Origin of the sequence: Winogradskyella sp. UBA3174 (genome assembly GCF_002364335.1) — a bacterium.
GTDB lineage: Bacteria > Bacteroidota > Bacteroidia > Flavobacteriales > Flavobacteriaceae > Winogradskyella.
In genome coordinates, this window is record NZ_DEXW01000039.1 from 366 (window position 1) to 1377 (window position 1012).

The 1012-nt window shown below is 30.1% G+C and carries 2 protein-coding genes; both read left to right on the forward strand.

Annotated elements, in window-relative coordinates; all coding sequences use genetic code 11:
• A partial coding sequence (locus B2U95_RS05845) for a helix-turn-helix domain-containing protein (protein WP_296313735.1) occupies positions 1–657 on the forward strand: 657 nt, incomplete at its 5' end.
• A 102-nt stretch (positions 658–759) separates the two neighbouring features.
• Positions 760–1012, forward strand: a 253-nt coding sequence (locus tag B2U95_RS05850; protein WP_296313737.1) for a hypothetical protein, incomplete at its 3' end; no start/stop codon positions are given.

Consider the following 1012-nt stretch of genomic DNA (forward strand, 5'->3'; position numbering starts at 1 on the left):
TTTTGGGGAAGAAATTTAATAAAACGTTCTAATGATATTTCAGAAGGAAAAAGACGTTGGTTGTTAAAATTAAACCTATTTCTTATATGCATCATTGCGATTTGGCTTTTGTCTAATTTAGAAGATGATTTATTCGATTCAGAATATGCTATAAATTTTCTATGGATAATACTTTCCTTTTTATCATGGTGGATATTATATTACGGAGTATTCAAATTACAGATAGTCGTTCAAAAAGACGAAATACACCAATATTTAACATTAATAGGAGCAAATAGCGCTCAGACAAAAAAGAGAATAAACAAAGCCACTACTTCTAAGATTATTACTGAGTTATATGCATTAATGGATGAGGAGAAATTATACAAAAACCCTCTTTTAAACAGATTAGATTTAGCAACTCGGTTAGGAACTAGTGAAGGATATTTGTCTCAAGTTATAAATCAGGAAATCAATAAAAGTATAATTCAGTTTGTAAATGAATATCGAATTAAGGCTGCTAAAGAACTATTGAATGATCCCGTATTTAATAAATATTCTGTTGAAGCCATTGGTATGGAAGCTGGTTTCAAATCTAAAAGTGCATTCTATAGAACTTTCAATACCAATACAGGAATATCTCCAGGAGCCTGCAGAAAGCTTCAAAAAACGTCCTAATTCGTATATTTCTATTGTTTCAGGACTTCTACAATCCTAAAATCACCTTTTATCTTTTTTGATGCTCATACTTTTGCAGCAGTAAATCAAAAAACATAAAAAATGAAAAAAGCAATTTCAAAATCACTCTTTCTTATTACTGTCATTTTGTATCAAACCCTTTCGAGTTGTAGTTCTGACGATTCTATTCTAGGATCAATTACTGGTTCAAATAATATAGTGACACTATCACGAGAGCTTCCAAGTTTTAGTAAAATACATGCTGAAGGCGATTTGACAATAAATATCCAGCAAAGTTCCACACAAGAAGTTACAATAAATGTAAATGACAATCTTCAGGATGTTATAATAACTA